This is a genomic window from Rhizobium sp. 10N427, from assembly GCF_056394605.1.
This window is the reverse complement of record NZ_JBFTID010000018.1, coordinates 25,489-42,153: the sequence shown is the minus strand read 5'-3', so window position 1 is coordinate 42,153 and position 16,665 is coordinate 25,489. Positions and strand designations below refer to the sequence as shown.

The following is a 16,665-nucleotide window of genomic DNA, read 5'->3' as shown; positions in this document are numbered from 1 at the left end:
GAGCAGGCCAAGGTCGTAACCCATTGGGAAGATCCTTTCAATCTCTGCAGGTGTTTCGCAAATCATGTCCGATACTTACCAGCGCTCAAATCTCGCCGCCCTCGACGCCGCCCATCATCTGCATCCCTTCTCGGATATGAAAAAGCTGAATGCTCAGGGCACGCGCATCATCGAGCGCGGCGAAGGCGTCCATATCTGGGATAGCAGCGGCAAGAAATATCTGGACGGATTTGCCGGTCTCTGGTGCGTCAATGTCGGCTATGGCCGCAAGGAAATCACCGACGCCGCCGCTAGGCAGATGAACGAGCTGCCCTATTACAACACCTTCTTCGGCACCACGAGCACACCGACGACGCTGCTCGCCGAGAAGGTCACCGCCCATGCCGGGCCGCGCTTCAACCATGTCTTCTTCACCGGCTCCGGCTCCGAGGCCAACGACACCTGGTTCCGCATGGCCCGCGTCTACTGGAGCGCCATCGGCCAGCCATCCAAGAAGATCGTCATCGCCCGCAAGAACGGCTACCACGGCTCGACCGTTGCCGGCGCCAGCCTCGGCGGCATGAAATACATGCACGAGCAGGGCGACCTGCCGATCCCAGGCATCGTCCATATCGGCCAGCCCTACTGGTACGGCGAGGGTGGTGATCTTACGCCGGCCGAATTCGGCCTCAAGGTGGCGCGCGAGCTGGAAGCGAAGATCGACGAACTCGGCGAGGAGAATGTCGCAGCCTTCGTCGCCGAACCGATCCAGGGTGCTGCCGGCGTCATCGTGCCACCGGAAACCTACTGGCCGGAGATCGCCCGCATCTGCAAGGCGCGCAACATCCTGCTGGTCACCGATGAAGTGATCTGCGGCTTCGGCCGCCTCGGCGAGTGGTTCGGTCATCAATATTATGGCGTCGAGCCCGATCTCTGCCCGATCGCCAAGGGCCTGTCGTCAGGCTATCTGCCGATCGGCGGTGTGCTGGTTTCGGATCGCGTCGCAGACGTGCTGATCAACGACGTCGGCGATTTCAACCACGGCTTCACCTATTCCGGCCATCCGGTCTGCGCCGCTGCCGCGCTCGAAAACCTGCGGATCATCGAAGAGGAAAAGCTGGTCGAGCGCGTCCGCGACGACATCGGCCCCTATTTCGCCAGGGCCTGGAACGCACTCGCCGACCACGACCTTGTCGGCGAAGCCGCAAGCGTCGGCCTCATGGCCGCGCTGCAGCTGACCGCCGACAAGAAGACCCGCACCCGCTTCGAAAAGCCCGACGCCATAGGCTCGCTCGTGCGCAACCACGCGCTCGCTAACGGCCTGATCCTCCGCGCCACCGGCGACCGCATGCTCGCCTCTCCGCCACTGGTGATCAGCCACGCCGAGGTGGACGAGATGGCGAGGATCACAAAGATCGCGCTTGATGCGGCGTGGAAGGAGTTGCGGAGCTAGCGGCTCCGCGAGCCGTCCACCCAGGCATAACCGAAGCGATAGGTGTCGCCATCGGCCCCATAGTGATATGGCACGTCGACAGAGACAGCCTGGGGGGCAGGCGTGATCTTCTGCGATGTGAGCCATTCCCTGAGGCTCAGCGGGATCACCGGCTGATCCTTGCTTTCGATATTCCATACGAGAAGCATTGGCTGGTTTTCCGCGGCGTCAATCTTCGTGCCGCCTGGCGGGTAGAGCGGCGAGATCACGGGGACATCCGGAAACTGAAGCCGGAGATTGCCGCCTGTCCAGTCCTTGGTGACGACGATCAGTCCTGGCGATCCCTGAGCCTTGAGGATCTCGGCAAGGCCGCGATAGGGGACGTTGCCGCGTTCGTAATTGTGAGTGAGACCCGCAGTCACGATCCGCCCGGCCATGGCGATCGGCAGAGCGGCCATCACGAAGACGATGATGGCCATAAGCCGCGGCACACCCGGCCATGAATCAACGCCGGCCGCCTCGATCTTCATGCACAGATAGAGCGGAGCAACGAAGAGAATCGGAATGAGCCAGCGACCCTTGATGTTGGTGGCGTGGCCGAAGACGATCAGAGCGAGAATGGCGACTGCCGAAAACAAGAGAATGCGTTCGACGAGCGCGATGTCGCGTGACGAGGCAGTAAGGCTGCTGAACAGGGCTTTGCGGAACGTGACTGCGAAGATCAGCGCGGTGGCCAATACAAATCCGGCAATAGCTTCCGCGAAGGAGCCCATCCCGGCCAGCAGCTGCAACGGATAGTTTGCGGCATCATTCTCCGTCAGCTTGCCCAGAGTTCCCTCGGATGCCGCCGTCAGGTGATCCTTCAGCCATAGCGCATGCGGCAACGGCAGAGCGATCGCGATTGCAGCAGTCACCAGCAACCGCCGGTCGAAGATGCGTTTCCGCATGCCGCCGCCGGTCAGCGCTGCCAGAAAAGCGGCAGCCGGCAGGAGCGGGAAATTGTACTTGGACAGCATTCCGATGCCGATTGCGAGGCCGGTCAGCGCATAGGAGGCAAGGCTCGGGCGCTTCAGCGTCAGGACATACCCGTAGATGAACATGCTGCTTGCGAAGAACAGGGCGACCGAGTGTGTAAGATCGCGTTGCATCTCGAAGGCGACCTGCGGGATCGTCAGCAGACCCAGAGTCGCGGCCACGACAAGCATCCGGTCATGCAGCAACATCCGCGCCGTCAGCGCGAAGAACACATAGGCACCGAACAGCATTGCATTCTTGACGATCGCCAGCGTTGCCACGGAGACACCGGCGACGGAGAAAACCGCGTATTGGAGCCAATTGTAGAAGGGTGGCTGTTCGCCATAGCCGGCTGCAAGCCACTGCAGGCGGAAGACCTGCTGGGCCTCGTCGATGCCGAGCGTAGCTGGCAACATCAGGCGAACGACGACGTGAACAGCGAAGTAGGCAGCGAGCAGGGCAAACAGCCAGGCGGGAACCGTTGTTGTCCTCGCCTGACCTGAAGCGGTCATTGATGGATCAAGCTTCGTTTCCATCGAAGATCTGCCGGACGATATAGTTCGGCGAGGCGTCGTCGCGGTAATAGGTGCGGGCGATCATTTCGGCGAGGATGCCGGTGGTGATCAGCTGCACCGAGGACAGCAGGAAGACGACGCCGACCATCAGCATCGGACGGGTGCCGATGTCGTGGCCCATGATGAATTTGTCGACGAACAGATAAAACAGGATCAGGGCTGCGATCGCGCCGAAGCCGAGGCCGAGCGAACCGAAGAAGTGGCCGGGCCGCGCCTTGTAGCGCATGAAGAACATCACCGAGAGCAGGTCGAGGATCACCCGGAACGTGCGGGAAATGCCGTATTTCGATACGCCATGCTGACGCGCGTGATGGGTGACCGGCATTTCGCCGATGCGCGAGCTCGGTACGACGCCGGCAACCCAGGCCGGAATGAAACGGTGCATCTCGCCCATTAGCTTGACCTGCTTGATGATCGAGGCGCGATAGATCTTCAGGCTGCAGCCGTAATCGTGAAGCTTGACGCCGGTGATGCGGCCGATGAGGTAATTGGCACACCAGGAGGGGATCTTGCGCAGCAAAAGGCCATCCTGGCGGTTCTTGCGCCAGCCGACCAAAAGGTCGAGTTCGCGGCGTTCGAGCTCGGAGACCATCGAAGGGATATCCTTCGGATCGTTCTGCAGGTCGCCGTCCATCGTGGCGATCAGGCGGCCCTGCGCGGCGTCGATGCCGGCCTGCATGGCAGCCGTCTGGCCGAAATTGCGCTGCAGTGCGACGATGCGCAGAGCAAGTCCGTTGCGGCCGACGTAGTGGCGCGCATTGACCAGCGTCGCATCCGTGCTGCCGTCGTCAACGAGGATCAGTTCCCACGGGCTCGCATAACCGGCCATGGCTTCGACGATGCGCTCGACGAGCGGGCCGACGCTTTCTTCTTCGTTGAAAACCGGTACCACGAGCGAAAGCTCAAGCGGTGCACCGGCATCATTTGCGCTCACGAGCGACTCTGACATTGTCTGCAACTCTTATTGCTCCTAAAAGGCCCGTCATGGCCAAGCAGGCGGCTGTTTCGGCCGCGAAAGTCAGGATGCCTACTACATGAACTCTCCGGCTGGCGCTAGCCGACAATCCTGGTTCGCACGCAATCGCATGACGTTGCTGACCGTCGTGATTGTCGCAGCATATGCGCTTTTCATCGAATGGTTCTGGGGCTGGTCCTCGATCATGGCACAATGGGCTGCCGTCGGCGTGCTGCCGATCCTGATCGCGCTGGTTCTGCTGACCAGCACCTACTTCCTGCGCACCTGGCGCATTCTCGATTATTTCCCGCGCGAAACCGCGGGCCAGTTCCGCACGCTGTTCCGCGTCACGCAGATCCACAATCTCTTGAATATCATGCTGCCGTTCCGGAGTGGCGAGACCAGCTTCCCTCTGCTGATGCGCACGGAATTCGGCATTCCGCTCGCCCGCGGCACGTCGGCGCTTCTCGTCATGCGGCTTCTCGATCTTCATGCATTGCTTGCGGCAGCCGGAATCGGTTTTGCAAGCGGGGCCGGCAACGCCTTGATCGCGTGGATCATTTGGGCTGTCTTCCTGCTGCTGCCGGTCGCCGCATTTGCCGTTCGCAAGCCGCTGCTGCGTCTGGGCTTCAAGCTGGCGCCGAAGAAGGCGCAGGGCTTTCTGGCCGAGATAGAAAACGGTCTTCCGGTCAATGGCATCGCCTTTGCCCGTGCCTGGGCGATGACAGCCGTGAACTGGCTGGTGAAGGTGCTGGTTCTCGCCTGGGCTCTCAGCCTCATGGGCGTTCTGCCGCTAGCGGCAAGCTTCGGCGGCGCGCTGGGGGGTGAGTTGTCCTCTGTACTTCCGGTTCATGCACCAGGCGGGGTCGGCACCTATCCAGCCGGCATCACCGCCGGCGCTGTAGCCTTCGGTGCCTCCGGGGAAAAGGCAGCGCTTGCCGCTTTGGCGCAGGCGAGCGTCAATGCGCATCTGCTGATCATCGTCTCGGCTCTCACAGGCACAGCCATTTCACTGCCCTTCGGCCGCCGCCGCAAGCTCTGATATCCGCTGTCTGAGGAACAGCTTTTCCGGCTCCTGTTGGCAGAGCGACAGTGCGCGCCGGTAGGCGCCGATTGCCTCTTCCCTGCGGCCGAGTTGGCGCAGGAAATCGGCGCGGGCGGAATGTGCCAGGTGATAGGTTTCGAGTTCGCCCGCCTGCAGGATGCCGTCGATGATTTCGATCCCGCGCGCATAGCCTTCGGTCATGGCGATCGCCACAGCACGGTTGAGCTTGGCAACGGGTGAGGGCTGTGCCGCGATCAAGAGGTCGTAATAGGCGGCAATGCGCCGCCAGTTGGTTGCCTCGGGCGTTCCGGCCTTGGCATGTTCCGCGGCGATCGCCGCCTGCACGGTGTAAAGCCCGATCTCCCGATGCGCCATGGCGCGGCCGAGCAGAGCGAGGCCTTCGGCGATCTCTTTCCGGTCCCAGAGGCCCCGGTCCTGATCCGCAAGCAGGACAAGGCCGCCATCCGCGCCGCGCCGCGCTGTCCGGCGGGAATTCTGCAGCAGCATCAGCGCCAGCAGTCCCTCGACATCGGGGTGCGGCAGAAGCGTCGTCATCAGCCGGGCGAGCCTGATCGCCTCGCCGGTCAGATCGGCGCGGACGATCTCACTACCGGATGAGGCCGAATAGCCCTCGTTGAAAACCAGATAGATGACATGCAGGACGCGATCCAGCCGTTCGGGCAGCGCAGCGCGCTCCGGCACCTCATAGGGGATCTTCGCTGCGCGAATTCTGTTCTTCGCCCTGACGATGCGCTGTGCCACCGTCGGCGCAGGAACCAGGAAGGCATGGGCGATCGCCTCCGTCGTCAATCCGCAGATTTCCCGCAGCGCCATGGCCATCTGCGCGTCGGCGGGGATGGCGGGATGACAGCAGGTGAAGATCAGCCTCAGCATGTCGTCGCCGATCGCGTCCATCTCGCCAGCCTCCATGGTTTCCGCCGCGCCGTAGAGGCTGTCTTCGATGTCCTTCGCCGACGCATCGAAACGGGCGCGGCGGCGGATGTGATCGATCGCCCGGAATCGACCTGTCGAGATCAGCCAGGCGGAGGGATTGCCGGGAACGCCGTCACGCGGCCAGCTGCGGGCCGCCTCCGCAAAGGCGTCGTGCAGCGCTTCCTCCGCCCGGTCGAAATCGCCAAGCAGGCGGATCAGCGTTGCCAGAACACGGCGCGACTGTGTCCGGTAAATCTCCTCGATGACCTTCTCCAAGCGCTACTCCGGTATCACAAGCGTCCGCACCGGCCGCAGTTCGACTGCGCCGAAGCGGGCCGAAGGAATGCGCGCGGCAATCCGCCGGGCAGCGTGGTCGTCGGATGCCTCGATAATGTAGAGGCCGGCCAGATGCTCCTTGGTCTCGACATATGGTCCGTCGGTCGCATGAAGCGTGCCGTCGCGCACGCGCAGCACCGTCGCCTTGTCAGGCATCTCCAGCGCGTCGGCATGGATCATCACGCCCTTGCTGCGAAGCTCCTCGTCGAAACTGACATGCGCCTTGATCAATTCGTCCGTCTCGGCCTGTGTCAGCGTCCCGTCGCTATCGGCCGAATTGTAGATCAGGCAGACGTAGCGCATCGGATCACTCCCTGTCCTGGATGGAATAGGCGGGCCGGACCTCGATCGAGGCATAGTCGGCGATCGGGAAGGCCGAGGCGATCTCGGTGGCCTGCCTTATATCCTTCGCCTCGATCAGCACGAAGCCGCCGAGATGCTCCTTGATTTCTGCAAACGGCCCGTCGGTCGCAGACAAAGCGCCATCGCGGACCCGCACCGTAACCGCGGTTTCCGGATCGTGCAGCGCCAGCGCCGTGATCAGATGGCCGCTGTCACGCCATCGGTTGTCGCTGAGGATGCACTTCTGCGTCAGCACATCCCATTCTTCCTGGGGCACCAGCTTGCTCTTCTCGGTATCGAACCAGATCTGGCAGAGAAATTTCATGGTGTCGCCTCCCGAGGGCCGCTCTTGAAATCATGAATCGGGCGGACTTCGATACTGCCATATCTGGCAAGCGGAATGCCGGCGGCAACCCGGATGGCGTCGTTCAGATCCTTTGCCTCTATGAGGATGAAGCCGCCGAGCTGTTCCTTCGTCTCGGCATAAGGGCCATCGGTGACCGACATCTCGCTGTTGCGGACCTTGACGGTGACCGCAGCGCCCGGTTGCTGCAGGGCTTCGGCATGGATCATGTGGCCGCTGGCTTCAAGGTGGCGGTCATAGGCCGCCGAATCTCGGTCGAGCGTCTGCTTTTCTTCATTCGTCATCCGCTCGAGCACCGACGGCTCGAACCACACCTGGCACAGATATCGCATCGCGGCTTTCCTCCTGGCTGCCTCATCAGCTCCTGGACGACGAGACTAAGCGCAAATCGACAGCGGGAGAAAAAATCTTTCTTCGAGACGCAATGTCGAAACCTGCAGCGGCCAGCCGACAAGCTCCATCGATAACATCAGGGAGCAGAGACGATGGGAATTCTTGAGGTCGCGATCGCCAGCTGGGTGGCGAGACGTCAGCCGAAGATGACGGCAGACGAGTTCTATGAGCGAGAAGACCCGCAGCTTCTGCCGCGGTTTGTGATCGCGGTGCTGCTGTTCATCGCCATCATCGGCGCGATGGACATGGTCCCGCGCGAGAAAACCGGCCCGCAGATGACTGCGGACCGGAGCATTGACGATTGAGCTTACTGGAAAGCCGTCTCGAAGAAGCTGCGCAGCTTGCGCGAATGCAGCGTTTCGGGCGGCATGGCCGCCAGCTTCTGGATGGCCCGGATGCCGATCTGCAGATGCTGGTTGACCTGTGTGCGGTAGAAGGCCGTCGCCATGCCCGGCAGCTTCAGTTCGCCATGCAGCGGCTTGTCGGAGACGCAGAGCAGCGTGCCGTAGGGAACGCGGAAGCGGAAGCCGTTGGCGGCGATCGTCGCCGATTCCATGTCGAGCGCGATGGCGCGGGCTTGCGACAGCCGCTTCACCGGGCCTGCCTGATCGCGCAGTTCCCAGTTGCGGTTGTCGATCGTGCCGACGGTGCCGGTGCGCATGATACGCTTCAGCTCGAAGCCCTCGTAACCGGTGATTTCGGCAACGGCCGCTTCCAGCGCTACCTGCACTTCGGCGAGCGCCGGGATCGGCACCCAGACCGGCAGGTCGTCGTCGAGAACGTGATCCTCACGCATATAGGCGTGCGCCAGTACATAGTCGCCGAGACGCTGGCTGTTGCGCAGACCAGCGCAATGGCCGAGCATCAGCCAGGCATGCGGGCGAAGCACGGCCACGTGGTCGGTGATCGTCTTGGCGTTGGAAGGGCCGACGCCGATGTTGATCATCGTGATGCCGCCATGCCCCTTCTTCTTGAGGTGATAGGCAGGCATCTGCGGCAGGCGGCCGGGCGTCGCATCGCCTTCCGGCGTGCTGGCACCCGCATGGGTGATGATGTTGCCGGGCTCGACGAAGGCGGTGTAGCCCTCTTCGCCGCCGCCATTGGCCATCACGCCACGCGCCCAGTTGCAGAATTCGTCGATGTAGAACTGGTAGTTCGTGAACAGAACGAAATTCTGGAAGTGCTGCGCGCCTGTTGCCGTGTAGTGGGAAAGACGGGCCAGAGAGTAATCGATACGCTGCGCCGTGAATGGGGCGAGTGGGGAAGGTTCGCCGGGCGGCGGGATATATTCGCCATTGGCGATCTCGTCGTCTGTGGTGTTCAGATCCGGCGTGTCGAAGAGATCACGCATCGGAATATCCATGAAGGCCGATGCGGAGGCCTCGACATGGGCGCCTTCGCCAAAGGCGAAATGCAGTGGGATCGGCGTTGAGGATTCGGAGACGATGACCGGAACATTGTGGCTCTTCATCAGAAGCGCCAGCTGTTCCTTGAGATAGTGGCGGAAAAGCTTCGGCCGCGTCACCGTCGTCGTGTAGACGCCAGGCGATGTCACGTGGCCGTAGGAGAGGCGGCTGTCGACATGGCCGAAGCTCGTCGTCTCGATGCTGACCTGCGGATAGAAGGCCCGGTGCCGCGCGGTGATCGGCGCGCCCTTGGCAAGGGTCGCAAAACTGTCGATCAGGAAGGCGGTGTTGCGCTCGTAAAGCTCGGTCAGCGCATCCACGGCCTTGGCCGGATCGTCGAAGCTTTGCGGTTCAAAGGCGGGCGGAGACGAGATGTCGAGGGGTGCTAGCGGAGAGATTCGTGTGCTCATGGCGCATTATAGAGCGCCGGTTTTAACAAGCAAGCGACGCCCGGAAGGCGAAAATGAGATTATTTGGGAGCGCCGGAACAGAACGGGCTGCTGATTTCGGCGCAGGTATAGTTCGCCCCGAAATGCGATTGGGCGCCACCGCCGCCACCGCGAACCACCGCTGCCGAAAACGCCACCGCGAAGACGGCTGCCGAGAGTGTGATGATGGTGAAGCGTCTTGCCAGAATGAGCACGTCCATGTTCCCTAACCCGTATGCGCCCTTGATCGTTGCCCTCCTTTTGACACGGTGCGGCTGAACGGGTGCTGAGATGCCGGTTCATTTAGCGTTCAGGAAAATGGGTGGGTTTTGGGGCGAGCTTCTGTCCGCGCACAAGGGTGGCCAAAGTGGCCTCAATTCTATGAGGTACAGGAAGAGCGAGATGTTGCGCTCGCGGCCCCCTCATCCGGCCCTTTGGGCCACCTTCTCCCCGCTGGGGAGAAGGGGTGCTAGCCGCAGCGTCTACTTCCCCTCWCCCCTGGGGGAGAGGGTAGGGTGAGGGGGCTCGAGGCGCGATGGAAGTCTTTGAGCAACGTCCCCTAAAGCCGCGTCCAGGTCTGCGATTTGCAGAGCACCTTCATCACGCAGCCCTTCATCCGCAGCGTATCGCCGGACACGCTGCCGGAGCCGCTATAGGTCTTGTCGTCCTTGGGGTCGGTGATCTCGCCGTCATAGGTGCTGCCGGTGCCCGCCAGCGTGCCGATCTTCTTGCCCGAGAATTTGCCGCTCTTCAGCGTTATGCAATAGCTGCCGCCGCAAGCGGCGATTTGTGCGGTATCGCCGGAAGCGGTCTTCCAGTTACCGACGATCGGCTCGTCCGCATGGGCAAGCCCTGCCGAAAGCGCCAGCGCGCTTGCGATAATAAATGCGCGGATCATCTTTTCCTCCCTGATGTCCAGACCGGCGCGAAAAATAACTGACGCGAACGTAAAGGTAAATATCGGAAAGCCGGGAAATGCCGGGTTTTCAAGGGGGCTGGAGCTGCAGATTTTCCGATTTGCCGTTTGGGCAGCTCGTTTCGTGGTGAACGAAGCGTTGATTTTCAAATCTGAATCTTTCGTAAAATTGTCTCGAAACTCCTTAATTTGCAGGCATCGCGATGTTTAACAAAAACCCAAGTTTACCAAGCGTTTGGACTTTGTTTGTCTCAAATTAATCATGCATTTTAGGCGTTTTTTGAAAGCCCCGCGGCATAGTGGAGCCATCAAACGAGCGGGGCAAACCCGCCGCACCGAAGGGACCGAAAGCTGCGATAGACGGCACGGCCCGGAAGGTAAAACAGGGCAAGTCGACAACAGGCTAAACAGGGATAAAACCGATGGCACGCTTTGAAATGCACAATGCTGAAATGGCCACCATGGGTGGCGACAGAAACGCCGATGTCTTCTGCGAAATGGGTCTGATGTATGCAACCGGCCGCGGCTGCGAAATCGATCTGGTCGCCGCGCACAAGTGGCTGAACATCGCCGCCATCAAGGGCAGCGACCGGGCCGTCGACCTGCGCGCCGATGTCGCTGCTTCGATGAGCAAGATGCAGCTGGTCGAGGCGCTCCGCGCCGCTCGCGAGTGGATGACCATCCACTAAGCTGCAACGAAAAATCAGACAAGAATAACAACCTCGAAACGAGGGGAATGGTGGGCACCTTGACCGGGCCTGCGCCAGGAGAACGCAACCGCGACCGGCAGACACAAGGCCGGCGCGGTTTTTTCCGTTTAGAGCGTGCGCAGAACCTGCGGCAGGGATTTTTCAAGCAATGCCATATCGGCTTCCGGTCCGACACTGACGCGGATGCAGCGGTTGAGCGGCGCGACACCCGGCATGCGGATGAACACGCCATGCTGCATCAGTCCATCGACGATGGCGCGCGCATAGGTGCCGTCACGCCCGGCATCGACAGTCACGAAATTGGTGGCCGAAGGCAGCGGCGAAAGCTGGTTTGCCCGCGCAATGTCGGAGATGCGTTCGCGTGCTGCGTGGATCTTGCCGACCACTTCGGCCAGATAGGCCTGGTCCTTCAGGGCGGCGAGGGCTGCGGCGGTCGCCAGCCGGTTCATGCCGAAGTGATTGCGGATCTTGTCGAAAGCCTGGGCGGTGCCCGGCGTCGAGATCACATAGCCGACGCGGGCGCCGGCCAGACCATAGGCCTTGGAGAAGGTGCGGGTGCGAACGATGTTCGGCAGGTCGATCAGGGATTCGATCGAGGGCAGGGCACTCGCCGGTCCCGTCTCGCTATAGGCCTCGTCGAGAACCATGAGGCAGGTTTCGGGCAGCGCTCTGGCAAAGGCGACGATCTTGTCGGCGTCCCACCAGCTTCCCATCGGATTATCAGGATTGGCGAAATAGACGAGTGGCGCATTCTCGCGCTTCACCGCGTCGAGCAGGCCGTCGAGATCTTCCCGGTCGTTGACATAGGGAACGGTAACGAGGCGCCCGCCAAAACCGGCAACATGGAAGTTGAAGGTCGGATAGCCGCCGAGCAAGGTGACGACGGGCATGCCGGGTTCGATCACCAGCCGGACGATCTGCCCGAGCAGCTCGTCGATGCCGCCGCCGATGGCGATATTGGCTGATGTGACGCCGAGATGGGCGGCCAGCGCCTCGCGCAGCTCGAAATTCTCTGGATCGTTGTATTTCCAGATATCACCGCCTGCCTCGCGCATTGCGGCGAGCACGGAAGGCGCCGGGCCGAAGCCGTTTTCATTGGCGCCGATACGGGCCTCGACCTTCAGGCCGCGCTGGCGCTCGATGGCTTCGGGGCCGACGAAAGGAACGGTGGAGGGCAGGGAGCTGACCAGCGGCGTGAAGCGCGAAAAGGCGGACATGGAAATGCTGAATCCCGGATAAAATGAAAGCGGCGCCAACAATAGGCGCCGCTCTTTTCAAGGCAAGCAAGATTATTCCAGAAACCGGCCTATTGCATCGCCGTGATGCGGCCCGCGCGGCGAGCCTGGATCGCCTCGACATTGCCGGCCATGAAGTCGGCGCGCACCACGCGGCGCAGTACTTCCGGATCGAGCACATTGATGAAGCGAACGCCGATGCGTTCCTTGTTGCGGTACACCTCTGCGCAGCCGATGCGGTAGGCGAGCCCCAGAATGTTCAGATAATAATGTTTCGGAAGGCCGGCCGTCGACGCGACGAGGAAGGTGGCACCGCCGCGCGAGATATCGAGGATCTCCGCACTACGAAGCGACATACCGGTGAGACACGGGCGCACCGCGATGATGCGCGCCGGCCGGCTGACCTGGAATTGCTCCCAGCGCTGGTCGTAGACCTCAGATTTCACCGTCGCGAGATGCGTTGCCCGGTCCATGGACATCGTGCAGTCCTCCGTCTGAGCCAAGGTCATCCTGGCGCGTTCTGGCAGAGCCTCACATGAATGTTTTGCGCATTCGTCAAAGAGATTTAGACAATTTTAGTGAATGTGAATTTTGTGCTTACGTGACACAGTCCTGTGCCGCAGCGGGAAGCCTATGCGCCAAAAGCCCGCGCCGCCGCATAGCCGCCCGCAGCCGTTGCCGCGGTGACGAATGTGCCCCAGGCCATGTCCACCAGGGTCATTGTCACAGGCCAGTTCTTCAGCGTCGACAGATTGGTAATGTCATAGGTGCCGTAGGCCGCCAGTCCCAGGATGGCACCATAGGCAAGCGCTGTGGTCAGCGAGGCCGCGCTGACCGCCGGAAGCACCGCGAGCACCACGACGGCGACCGCAAAGAACACATAGAACAATGCCGCGATGCCGAGTGCCGGCTGTGGCAGCATCAGGTCGCCCAGCTGATCGCGGTAGAAGGTGCGGGCAACGAGGCCGAGCCAGATCGCATCCAGTACCAGCAGCGTGGCGAAAGACCCGGCATAGGCAATCAGCGCTGTTTTCATCGGCGTCTCTCCCGTTTGATCATCTCTACGCTGAATTGAGAAATTGGATTGCCTGACTGAATCGTTTTCTCGGCCCGGGCCGCGAACTCTTTCAATTCCCAGGCGTTTTGCCTTGGTCGATGAAGTGCTCCGCGCTTCTGTAAACAATCAAGAGGATATGAAAAATGGCTGATATCAGAGTGCCTTGGGAGTCCTGGGTGGTGGTCTGCGACGGTGCGAAAGCGCTGTTCATGCAGAATGCCGGCGACGCCCAGATCATGAACCTGAAGGTTCAGGAGACCCTGACGCAGCCGAACGAGCCGACGCGTGAACTCGGCACCGACAAGCCTGGCCGGACCTCGGCGCCGGATGGCCAGAGCGCCAGCGCCATCGAACAGACCGACTGGCAGGGCCGCGCCGAAGCGGAATTCCTGAAGCAGGTGGCCGCCAAGCTGGATGAGCTCGTGCATCAGAAGGATGCCCGCCGCATCGTCCTCGTCGCGCCGCCGAAGGCGCTCGGCACGCTCCGCCCGGTACTCAGCGCCGATGCGCAGGCGGCGATCTCCGCCGAAGTAGCGAAGGATTATACCAATCTGCCGGTCGATCAGATCGAGCGCCACCTCGCGGCGTAACGTCTGAAACGAAAAGCAGGATATCGCGGGCGGCCTTGGCCGCCCGTTTTCATGTGGGAAGATCAGAGGCCGGTTTCGAAACTCAGCCGCAGCACGTGATGCAGGAACTCGGCATTGATCAGCATGTTGAAACTGATCGTCACGAGCTCGCCTTCCCGCTTGACGACCGTCGAGCCGATCTCGTCGTGGATGCCCAGGATCTCAAGGAAGAAGTTGCTTGGCATCTCCACCGAAGGGCTCACTTCCAGCACTGCGCCGCCAAGATTGATCGTGCGGATCAGGCAACGGACCTGTGTGCCGGTGCTGAGATGATGGCCGACGAAGATGATCTTGCCGGGCCGATCCAGGTGGAAGTCACGATAGGATTGCTCCTGATCGCCGTCATTGAGGTGCATCTGAAAGGCCATGTCAGCCTCCGCTTGTTGTCTGGTTGAAATGTAATATGGGAATGCTGATAAGTTGTGAAAGGCATTGGTAAATTTTGAGCCTTATGCGGGACTGGCGGCGGAAAGCGCTGTATTTCCGGCGTTTCGGGCGCCGCCGGGCAGGTCATTATGGGGCATTCTTGACAGTTTCGCCGCTCTGCCGCATACAGGCTGCGGTTCGAGGCACCGGCCGCTCGCGGATGAAAGTCCATGGTGAAGCCTCGCAAACATGAGTCACGGCCATTTGGTGCATGCTGACTGACGGCAATGCGAGCTCCCATTCACAGTCGATAATGGCATGCCTTCCGAAAGGCTGAACCTGTGACGACGACCTATCCATCCATCGACGAGCTGAAGGCTCAGGCCAAGCGCCTGCGCCAGGCCATGGAAACCCGCGGCAGCGCGATTTCCCATAGTGCCGCGCTCGAACTCATTGCCCAGCAATATGGCGCGCGTGACTGGAACACGCTGTCAGCGCTCGCCACCCGCCCGAATGCCGAACCGATCTCGCTGCTCACGGTCGGCGCGCAGGTGCGCGGCCGCTACCTGAACCAGCCCTTTACCGGCAAGGTCCTGGCGCTGGCGCAGACGAACGGCGGGCTGCACAAGATCACCCTCCATTTCGACGAACCCGTCGATGTCGTGACCTTCGAGGGCTTCTCGGCGTTCCGCCAGCGCGTCAATGCGCAGGTGGACGGCAACGGCATCTCGCCGCGCAAGACCTCGAATGGTCTGCCGCAGCTCGTTCTCGACATCTGATTGGGGATCTGAGTGATGAACACCGCATCCGCAACCAATCCTTTTCTCACCGCGCCCCTGCCCAGGGTTTTCGCCCGAACGGCCGCGCCGATCATCCTGATCACCACCATCAACGGTCTCTTCGCCGTGGTGGACGCCTATTTCCTTGGTGCCTATGTCGGCGCCGGGGCGCTCTCGGCGGTGACGCTGATCTTTCCCGGCCTGATGATGGTCGTGGCGCTGCAGTCTCTGGTCTCGAACGGCATGGCGAGCATCCTTGCCCGCGAGCTCGGCGGCGGCAATCGCGATGCCGCCCGCCACACCTTTGCGGCCGCCCACGCGCTGGCGATCGCCGTCGTGCTCGTCGTCAACCTGATCTACTGGACGATCGGCTGGCGCATCGTCGGCAATGCCGCGGCGGGCGATATGGCGGTCGCGGCCAACGCCCGTACCTTTATGGGCATCATGGTCGGCGCCGCACCGATCGCCTTCTTCCTGTCGCTCAATATCGACGCGCTGCGCAGCGAAGGCCGGATCGGCTTTATGACGCTGGTCATGCTGGCCGCCTCGGCGCTGAACATCGCCGCCAACTGGTTCTTCATGGCGGTGCTGCATTGGGGTGTGGCCGGTTCGGCGCTGGGTTCGGTTCTCGCCCAGGCGATCTGCCTCATCGCCGTGCTCGTCTACCGCTGGCGCAATCCGGCGGCGCTGCGCCCGGCAAGCCGCTTTCCCCTCTCTGACTGGAAGCCGATCCTGGCACTGGGCGCACCGATGAGCCTCGGCTTCATCGGCATCTCGCTGTGCTCGGCGGCCGTCATCTTCAACCTGTCGATCTGGGGCGAGGGCGATTATGTCGCCACCGTCGGTGCCTATGGCATCATCACCCGCGTCATGACCGTCGCCTACCTGCCGCTGCTCGGCCTCAACATCGCCTCGCAGACGATCACAGGCAACAATTACGGCGCCGGCCTGCGTGATCGCGTCGGCCAGAGCCTGAAGATCGCGATGGTCGCCGCACTCGTCTATTGCACCGGCGTGGAGATCATCGTCGAGCTCTCGGCAACCCGCCTCGGCCACATCTTCGTCGCCGACCCTGTTGTGATCGCCGAGGTCTCGCGCATCCTGCCCTGGACTGTCGGAGCCTATTTCCTGTTCGGCCAGATGATCGTGCTATCAGGCTATTTCCAGGCGATCGGCGATGCCAGGCGGGCGGCGATCTTCGGCCTGTCGCGCGCCTATCTCTTCACCCTGCCGCTGACCTTCCTGATGCCGCATGCCTTTGGCGAGATGGGGATATGGATGGTGCCGGTCTTCGCTGAGGCCTGCATGTTCTTGCTGGCGTTCGCGGTGCTGGCGAGGAATGCGCGGCGGTTGGGGTGGCGGTGTGGGTTTGTTGCCGGCGTGAGGACCGGGCTGGCGAGCGGGAACGGTAATTCGCGATGCCAACCATAGTCTCCCTCATCCCTGTGCTCGTCACAGGGATCCAGCCTGCCCAAGTCCTCGGGCAGACAAGACTCTCTTCGCCGCGCAGACGCGCGGCGGCTGGATTCCTGTGACGAGCACAGGAATGAGGGAGTGGTTGGGGCGTCGTTGTGACCCTCTAGTCCTTATTGTCCGTTGCTGCCGTATCGGCTTCTTTCAGCGCCTCGGCACATTCCTGGCAGCAGACTTCGACGGTCGTGCCGCCGAGCTTGACGCTGATCGCGTCATGGCCGAGTTCGCAGTCGCAGGCGGCGCATGTGGTTTTCTTCATCTTCTGATCCTCCGTTGGGTATCCCGTTCGGGACAGGAT

At 61.7% G+C, this 16,665-nt stretch carries 21 protein-coding genes; 7 read left to right on the top strand and 14 right to left on the bottom strand.

Annotation, left to right across the window (positions count from 1 at the left end):
• Positions 1–64: 64 nt before the first annotated feature.
• Positions 65–1,432 carry an aspartate aminotransferase family protein gene (locus tag AC1DIJ_RS26850; RefSeq protein ID WP_112390758.1) on the top strand — a complete coding sequence of 456 codons (1,368 nt, stop codon included), beginning with the start codon at positions 65–67 and terminating at the stop codon, positions 1,430–1,432.
• Here AC1DIJ_RS26850 and AC1DIJ_RS26845 read toward each other — a convergent pair.
• Together AC1DIJ_RS26845 and AC1DIJ_RS26840 are read right to left on the bottom strand one after the other, a co-directional pair.
• Positions 1,429–2,937 (bottom strand): glycosyltransferase family 39 protein, encoded by a 1,509-nt coding sequence (locus AC1DIJ_RS26845; protein WP_112390800.1) that lies wholly within the window; start codon positions 2,935–2,937, stop codon positions 1,429–1,431. The genes AC1DIJ_RS26850 and AC1DIJ_RS26845 overlap by 4 nt on opposite strands.
• 7 nt (positions 2,938–2,944) lie before the next feature.
• On the bottom strand, positions 2,945–3,949 hold the full coding sequence (locus AC1DIJ_RS26840; protein WP_112390759.1) for a glycosyltransferase family 2 protein: 1,005 nt from the start codon (positions 3,947–3,949) through the stop codon (positions 2,945–2,947).
• 85 nt (positions 3,950–4,034) lie between these two features.
• Here AC1DIJ_RS26840 and AC1DIJ_RS26835 point away from each other — a divergent pair, with 85 nt between their 5' ends.
• On the top strand, positions 4,035–4,997 hold the full coding sequence (locus AC1DIJ_RS26835; RefSeq protein WP_112390760.1) for a lysylphosphatidylglycerol synthase domain-containing protein: 963 nt from the start codon (positions 4,035–4,037) through the stop codon (positions 4,995–4,997).
• Here AC1DIJ_RS26835 and AC1DIJ_RS26830 read toward each other — a convergent pair.
• From AC1DIJ_RS26830 to AC1DIJ_RS26815, 4 genes are read right to left on the bottom strand one after another with little or no spacing between them, the layout of a single operon-like run.
• Positions 4,965–6,209 (bottom strand): RNA polymerase sigma factor, encoded by a 1,245-nt coding sequence (locus AC1DIJ_RS26830; RefSeq protein ID WP_112390761.1) that lies wholly within the window; start codon positions 6,207–6,209, stop codon positions 4,965–4,967. The genes AC1DIJ_RS26835 and AC1DIJ_RS26830 overlap by 33 nt on opposite strands.
• A 3-nt stretch (positions 6,210–6,212) precedes the next feature.
• Positions 6,213–6,572, bottom strand: coding sequence for a YciI family protein (locus AC1DIJ_RS26825; protein WP_112390762.1), 360 nt, complete (start codon positions 6,570–6,572; stop codon positions 6,213–6,215).
• Between the two features lie 4 nt (positions 6,573–6,576).
• Complete coding sequence (locus AC1DIJ_RS26820) at positions 6,577–6,936, bottom strand: YciI family protein (protein ID WP_112390763.1); 360 nt, start codon at positions 6,934–6,936, stop codon at positions 6,577–6,579.
• Positions 6,933–7,307 (bottom strand): YciI family protein, encoded by a 375-nt coding sequence (locus AC1DIJ_RS26815; RefSeq protein WP_112390764.1) that lies wholly within the window; start codon positions 7,305–7,307, stop codon positions 6,933–6,935. Before AC1DIJ_RS26815 ends, AC1DIJ_RS26820 begins: the two co-directional genes overlap by 4 nt.
• A gap of 153 nt (positions 7,308–7,460) precedes the next feature.
• On the opposite strand from AC1DIJ_RS26815, the gene AC1DIJ_RS26810 reads away from it, so the two are divergent.
• A complete protein-coding gene (locus AC1DIJ_RS26810; RefSeq protein WP_112390765.1) occupies positions 7,461–7,673 on the top strand; it encodes a hypothetical protein in 213 nt (70 codons plus the stop codon).
• 2 nt (positions 7,674–7,675) lie between these two features.
• Here the strand turns inward: AC1DIJ_RS26810 and AC1DIJ_RS26805 are convergent, their stop codons facing one another.
• The 3 genes from AC1DIJ_RS26805 to AC1DIJ_RS26795 form a co-directional block, all read right to left on the bottom strand.
• Entirely contained in the window at positions 7,676–9,184 is a 1,509-nt protein-coding gene (locus AC1DIJ_RS26805; protein WP_112390766.1) for an AMP nucleosidase, read from the bottom strand.
• Positions 9,185–9,243: 59 nt separating this feature from the next.
• Positions 9,244–9,423 (bottom strand): hypothetical protein, encoded by a 180-nt coding sequence (locus tag AC1DIJ_RS26800; protein ID WP_112390767.1) that lies wholly within the window; start codon positions 9,421–9,423, stop codon positions 9,244–9,246.
• Positions 9,424–9,761: 338 nt separating this feature from the next.
• A complete protein-coding gene (locus AC1DIJ_RS26795; protein ID WP_112390768.1) occupies positions 9,762–10,100 on the bottom strand; it encodes a DUF2147 domain-containing protein in 339 nt (112 codons plus the stop codon).
• 440 nt (positions 10,101–10,540) lie between these two features.
• Here AC1DIJ_RS26795 and AC1DIJ_RS26790 point away from each other — a divergent pair, with 440 nt between their 5' ends.
• The gene (locus AC1DIJ_RS26790; RefSeq protein ID WP_112390769.1) at positions 10,541–10,807 is read left to right on the top strand and encodes a tetratricopeptide repeat protein; all 267 of its coding nucleotides are present in this window, start codon (positions 10,541–10,543) and stop codon (positions 10,805–10,807) included.
• A 128-nt stretch (positions 10,808–10,935) separates the two neighbouring features.
• Here AC1DIJ_RS26790 and AC1DIJ_RS26785 read toward each other — a convergent pair whose 3' ends face one another.
• The 3 genes from AC1DIJ_RS26785 to AC1DIJ_RS26775 form a co-directional block, all read right to left on the bottom strand.
• Entirely contained in the window at positions 10,936–12,045 is a 1,110-nt protein-coding gene (locus tag AC1DIJ_RS26785; protein WP_112390801.1) for a pyridoxal phosphate-dependent aminotransferase, read from the bottom strand.
• An 89-nt stretch (positions 12,046–12,134) separates the two neighbouring features.
• Complete coding sequence (locus AC1DIJ_RS26780; RefSeq protein WP_112390770.1) at positions 12,135–12,542, bottom strand: PilZ domain-containing protein; 408 nt, start codon at positions 12,540–12,542, stop codon at positions 12,135–12,137.
• A 152-nt stretch (positions 12,543–12,694) separates the two neighbouring features.
• The gene (locus tag AC1DIJ_RS26775) at positions 12,695–13,099 is read right to left on the bottom strand and encodes a DUF2177 family protein (RefSeq protein WP_112390771.1); all 405 of its coding nucleotides are present in this window, start codon (positions 13,097–13,099) and stop codon (positions 12,695–12,697) included.
• A 164-nt stretch (positions 13,100–13,263) separates the two neighbouring features.
• Between AC1DIJ_RS26775 and AC1DIJ_RS26770 the strand changes: the two genes are divergently transcribed.
• Positions 13,264–13,710, top strand: coding sequence for a host attachment family protein (locus AC1DIJ_RS26770; protein ID WP_112390772.1), 447 nt, complete (start codon positions 13,264–13,266; stop codon positions 13,708–13,710).
• A gap of 62 nt (positions 13,711–13,772) precedes the next feature.
• On the opposite strand, the gene AC1DIJ_RS26765 is transcribed toward AC1DIJ_RS26770, so the two are convergent.
• Entirely contained in the window at positions 13,773–14,117 is a 345-nt protein-coding gene (locus tag AC1DIJ_RS26765) for a hypothetical protein (RefSeq protein WP_112390773.1), read from the bottom strand.
• A 339-nt stretch (positions 14,118–14,456) separates the two neighbouring features.
• On the opposite strand from AC1DIJ_RS26765, the gene AC1DIJ_RS26760 reads away from it, so the two are divergent.
• Both AC1DIJ_RS26760 and AC1DIJ_RS26755 read left to right on the top strand, forming a co-directional pair.
• Positions 14,457–14,894 (top strand): glyoxalase superfamily protein, encoded by a 438-nt coding sequence (locus AC1DIJ_RS26760; protein WP_112390774.1) that lies wholly within the window; start codon positions 14,457–14,459, stop codon positions 14,892–14,894.
• 15 nt (positions 14,895–14,909) lie between these two features.
• Positions 14,910–16,325, top strand: coding sequence for an MATE family efflux transporter (locus AC1DIJ_RS26755; protein WP_112390775.1), 1,416 nt, complete (start codon positions 14,910–14,912; stop codon positions 16,323–16,325).
• A 148-nt stretch (positions 16,326–16,473) separates the two neighbouring features.
• Here AC1DIJ_RS26755 and AC1DIJ_RS26750 read toward each other — a convergent pair whose 3' ends face one another.
• Positions 16,474–16,626 carry a hypothetical protein gene (locus AC1DIJ_RS26750; RefSeq protein ID WP_310297892.1) on the bottom strand — a complete coding sequence of 51 codons (153 nt, stop codon included), beginning with the start codon at positions 16,624–16,626 and terminating at the stop codon, positions 16,474–16,476.
• Between the last annotated feature and the right edge of the window lie 39 nt (positions 16,627–16,665).